This window comes from Prosthecobacter sp. (genome assembly GCF_044373815.1).
Classification (GTDB): domain Bacteria; phylum Verrucomicrobiota; class Verrucomicrobiia; order Verrucomicrobiales; family Verrucomicrobiaceae; genus Prosthecobacter.
The window spans coordinates 1-4,883 of sequence record NZ_JBIPNG010000488.1 but is presented as its reverse complement, the minus strand read 5'-3'; the positions used below and the strand labels follow the sequence as shown (position 1 = coordinate 4,883).

Below are 4,883 nucleotides of genomic sequence, written 5' to 3'. Positions count from 1 at the left end.
TGGCGACAAGTTCACCTTCGACCACATCCCCGACGGCAACTACCAGATCCTCTACTGCTCCGGCTACGGCTGGGAATCCGCCCGCCGTGACTTCTCACGCGGCCGCCGCGCCGTCTGCTTTGACTCGCTTCTGGACTACAAAACCCAGTTCAAGGCCGAAGGCACCACCACCACCAGCTACACCGACATTATAACCCTCACTCTAGGCAAAACCGCCAACGGCAACGCCTCCAGCACCGACATCCCCCTCGAAGAATTCGACCGCTACTGAGCCCACGGCCCAACAAAACACCGCCCCCTCGGCGAAGCGTCTTGCCAAATCGTCCTTCTACTCGAACTCGATCTTCCCCCACCGCTTTCACATCGACACGCCTCCAACCACAGCGCGGCACTGGGCTCGGCAGTGGAGACAGCTTTCTTCAAGCAAGTGTTTACCCGCTACTATCAGCAAAGCGTGGGCTTCTCCTACTGGCGCGGCAAGAAAGATCAGGAGGTGGATGTGATCGCCCAGGTGGAAGGAAGGCTGGTGCCATTTGAGGTGAAGTACCGGCATCAGGCCACGGGCTGGTCCGAACTGAAAGGCATGGTGGAATTTTGCGAAGAGCGTCAGGTGTCTCTAGGCTACGTCATCACCAAAGAGATGAACGACTTCGGATTGATCGAAAAGGAGCTGGCCCCAGGCAAACCGCTGCAATTGCTAAAAATCCCCGCCCCCCTCGCCTGCTACTGGCTGGGCAAGTCGGAGATCGACGGCCAGCCAGGCTCTTGACTCTTCCTCGGCCCATCAGGTGCGGCACAGCCACGGACTGCAGCCGTGACGCGCCAGGCCATCGCGACCGGGAAGTTCTGCGTGCGTGTGCGGTGGGGGATTCGCGGGGGATGCCTTGGAGGAGAGGGATCGTCCCGATCCCTCAGCGCTGCGCGGTCTCTCCACGCGGCTGTGAAACGAGTTGCTCCTTCGGAGCGGGCTCGCAATGGCGATGCGATGCGCCAGACTTTGCGGAGCGTGATGGGACCAGGATGGCCCCACTCCGCCAGAGCTTCGCTGTGAGTTTGCCGGGGATTCCTCCTGCGGTTGATCTTGGGGCAGGACGTCAAGGCTCCTGCGGCCGGACGTTTGAATGAAGCGCAAGGCTGACGCCTGCGAGTTGCCGCAGGTCGGCTTGATTTCACGCCGGATCTGCCAATGCAGGGGATGGAAAGAGCAAGTGACGATGAAGGGAACCCCGGTGGAGAGCGTATTTTCGTGGTCGTCATCCACCGCATGCCTCTCTGCTCTCACCCAAAAGCCGCCCCCCTTGGCAGACCGTTTCGATGCGTTGCTGGCATGCGGTCGTTTCTGGCGTGCGTGCTCGGGGCTTGGATGGTCGCAGGAGCACTGCCGGGGCAGGATTCCGGTGCCGGGCCGAAGACGGTCCAGCCCAAGGCCTCCCCTGCCCCGGCGGCAAAGCCTCACGCGCCATCTGTGGCAGCGGTCACCGCAGCGCGGGAGCAGGCCAGGCTGCTGCAGGAAGTGTACACCACCACGCTGGAGGTGATGCACCAGCACTACTTCCGCAGAGATGGCGCGGTGCTTCCCGCCCGTGCACTGGAAGATGTGTTTGCGGGCATGGCCAAGCTGTCCGGAAGCAACGCCAACTGGATCGCCGTGAACACGAAGGCGATGAACATGGACCATGAGCCCGCCACTTCGTTTGAGAAAAAAGCGGCCGCCGAACTTGGCGCGGGCAAGGAGATTTACGAAGTGGTCACCGAAAGAGTGTACCGGCGGGCGACGGCGATTCCGCTGCACGCCAATTGCGTGGGCTGTCATACCAAAATGTTTTCCGATCCTCCCAAAACACCGCGTTTTGCAGGGCTGGTGATCAGCATCTCCCTGGCCACGGTCGACAGACCTGCCGCCGTTCCCACGGATGCGCCACAGGCCAAGTAAGGCGTGGTGCCGGGGCGGGCGCTCCCAGCCATGAGCGGACTTCTGGGAATGCGACAGGTGAACGAACCCCGCGCCTTGACCGAGTGCCATGCATGACTGGCATGAACGACACTTGATTAAGGCGGGGCATCGTGGGTTTTTGCAGCCCGCCAGCAGTGCTTGGGCGCAGATGCACTGCGCAAGCCTGCATCGGAGCCACCGCTTTCGCGTTAGCCCCCACCACCTCAAATCAGCTCCCGGATCGGCTGCGCCCCGTTCTCCACGAGGTAATGCGGGCGCCCTTTGTTATCCGTCACCGTCGCGGTGTTCACGTCGATCCCCAGGTTCCGATACAGCGTCGCAAAGACTTCGGGGAAGGTCACCGGGCGGCTGTCGGCCTCGCCACCCAGGCGATCCGTGGAGCCGATCACCTGACCGTTCGGCATGCCACCACCCGCCAGCAGCGCCATGGCCACACGCGGCCAGTGATCACGCCCCACCTGTTTGCTGATGATCGGCGTGCGGCCAAACTCTCCCCACACCAGCACGGTGCAGTCCTTGTCCATGCCGCGCTGGTGCAGGTCTTCGATGAGCGCGGTGATGCCTTGATCAAAAATAGGAAAATCCTCGCGCTCGCGGGAGAAAATGTCATTTCCTGCTCCACCATGCCAGTCCCACTTGCTGTAGTTCACCGTGACCACACGCGCCCCGGCCTCCACCAGACGCCGTGCCGTGAGGAAACTCTGCGGCACACGCGGCGCGCCGTTTTCATCGATCCGCTTGACCGTATCGCCCATACCATAACGTGCCACGATACGCGGGTCCTCTTTGGAGAGATCCAGCGCATCGGCCAGCTTGGAGGAAGTCAGCACGCCCATGGCCTGCTGCGTGAAGGCATCCATGCCCTCCATCCTTCCGCTGGAATCCACATCACGGCGAAAGCGGTCGATGCTGGCAAGCAGCCGCGCGCGATCCGCCAGCCGATCATACGTGATCCCCTGCAGCGTCAGATCACCCCGGCTCGGCCCCGTGTGCCGAAACGCACTGTGCGCAGAGCCCAGCATGCCGGGCCCGGGTTCATTGTACGGGCCGTGCGTGCAGTCGTAGCACATGCTGACAAACGGCGGCACCGCAGGATCCAAAGCCCCCTGCAGCTTGCCCACCACACTGCCAAACTGCGGCCATCCTCCCGGCGGAGCCACACCCGTGGGCACATGCCCCGTGTAGCACTGCGCCGCATCATGCCCCGCCTGCGCCCCCACCAGCGATCGGATGACCGTAAACTTGTCCATCATCTTCGCCATGCGCGGGAAGAGCTCGCAGATCTCAATGCCCGGCACATTCGTACCGATGGGCTTGTGCGGCCCCGCGATCTCCCGCGGAGCATTCGGCTTGAGGTCAAACATGTCCTGATGCGGAGGCCCGCCCACCAGGTAGATGAGAATCACCGACTTGTGCGAACTCCCAATGCCCGCCTGCGATTCCAGCGCGAGCAGCTTCGGCAAAGACAGCCCGATCGATCCAAGTCCGCCGATCTTGAGAAAATTCCGCCGCGACACCCCATCACAGAGCGGACTGGCGTGATCAGCAGGAGCAAGGATTTTGAGCATGACGTAAATGGGTTGCCAAATGCCACCGGTGGCCTCTGGAGCGCGCAAAGATACGCCGCCGCCCCGAAGTCTCTTTCCAGACCACAGCCATCCCATAGCCTAATCCGGATACAGCACCACGAACCAAAGCGCCCTTGGAGCGCGGGCCTCCGAGCCCGCAGCAGGTCGCTTCCACGCAGCGCGCGGCATTTCATGCCAACCACAGAAAACACGAGCGCATCGGCGGAGAGAAAGAATAGGCACTAGGCACAACGCGGGGCTACCCCTGTCTGCGGAGCGCGGGCCTCCGAGCCCGCAGCAGGTCGCTTTCACTCAGCGCGCGGCGCTTCATGCCAACCACCTAAAACACGATGGTACCAGCGGAGAGAAAGTACAAGCAGCAGGCACGACGTGGAGATGCTCCTGTCTGCGGAGCGCTGCGGACTCGGAACCGAAGCGCAGCGAAGATAGCCAGCCGCAGGCTGCCCGAAGGGTGAGCGAAGCGAGGCAATTCCGCGCTCCATTCCCCGTATCTCATCCGGCTGCCCCCATCTCCCCCTCCCCCCACAAAACCCGCATGCAAACACCCCCACGCTGCGTAATCACCCCACAACCATGAAGCACCATTTCATACTCTTCACTGCCCTCCTCCTCTCATCGCTGGCCGCACTGCACGCAGCGGAACCCGTCACGATCCCCGTCGATTCCCCCGCCATCGTTTTCTCCCCCGGCAACTGGACCGGAGATGCCGGCCGCAGCGGCAAACTCTTCCGCCAGACATGGAACGCCGGTGCCTACTTCCGCGTCACATGGGAGACCACCAACGCGAAACCCACCGCCAAACTCCTGCTCGATACCTCCACCTTTCCGCCCGGCTTCAACGGACCCCAGATCGCCTACTGCATCGATGGCGTGTGGAAGTCCAAGATCCCCTGCGCCAATGAAATCGTCATCGAAGATCTCCAGCGCGCAGGGCCGCATGAGCTCTGCGTCGTCCTCCAGTCATCGCAGCAAAAAGAGCGCTGGGGCAGCCCCGGAAAAAGCGGCCTCAATGTCCTCCGCGTCACCGGCCTGCAGCTGGATCCCGAGAGCCGCCCCGTGCCCAACCCACCCGGCACCAAGTGGGCCATGATCATTGGCGACAGCATCACCGAAGGCATCGGCGCCACCGAGCTTTCACCGTACTCCCAGCTCATCGGCCAGGCCCTGCAAACCCAGGGCTACGAATACTGCATCAACGCCTGCGGCTGGAGCGGCTGGATCAATCCCGGCGACAACCCACCCGGCGATGTCCCCGGCTACTACGTCATCACAAATTCCACCAACGGCACCGGCGGACAATACGACGACGCCGCAAGCCGCTGGAACAAGATCGACGGCAA

General features: G+C 62.5%; 3 protein-coding genes and 2 pseudogenes. 4 read left to right on the top strand and 1 reads right to left on the bottom strand.

The genetic code is table 11. The features are described 5' to 3' along the window. The 3 genes and pseudogenes from ACIREA_RS26730 to ACIREA_RS26720 all read left to right on the top strand — a co-directional run. Positions 1–271: pseudogene (locus tag ACIREA_RS26730) on the top strand (hypothetical protein); the annotation flags it as partial. 48 nt (positions 272–319) lie between these two features. Then, positions 320–769: a DUF4143 domain-containing protein gene (locus tag ACIREA_RS26725; RefSeq protein WP_397385375.1), complete on the top strand. Its 450-nt coding sequence runs from the start codon at positions 320–322 to the stop codon at positions 767–769. Positions 770–1,327: 558 nt separating this feature from the next. Beyond that, positions 1,328–1,933, top strand: coding sequence for a DUF3365 domain-containing protein (locus ACIREA_RS26720; RefSeq protein WP_397385374.1), 606 nt, complete (start codon positions 1,328–1,330; stop codon positions 1,931–1,933). Positions 1,934–2,157: 224 nt separating this feature from the next. Here the strand turns inward: ACIREA_RS26720 and ACIREA_RS26715 are convergent, their stop codons facing one another. Continuing rightward, a complete protein-coding gene (locus ACIREA_RS26715) occupies positions 2,158–3,522 on the bottom strand; it encodes a DUF1501 domain-containing protein (protein WP_397385373.1) in 1,365 nt (454 codons plus the stop codon). 594 nt (positions 3,523–4,116) lie between these two features. On the opposite strand from ACIREA_RS26715, the pseudogene ACIREA_RS26710 reads away from it, so the two are divergent. Continuing rightward, a pseudogene (locus ACIREA_RS26710) lies at positions 4,117–4,883 on the top strand (hypothetical protein); the annotation flags it as partial.

Excerpts from the sequence above, each read along its gene's own strand:
- ACIREA_RS26720 (WP_397385374.1), top strand. The coding sequence starts at position 1,328 with ATGCGGTCGTTTCTGGCGTGCGTGCTCGGGGCTTGGATGGTCGCAGGA.
- ACIREA_RS26715 (WP_397385373.1), bottom strand. The coding sequence starts at position 3,522 with ATGCTCAAAATCCTTGCTCCTGCTGATCACGCCAGTCCGCTCTGTGAT.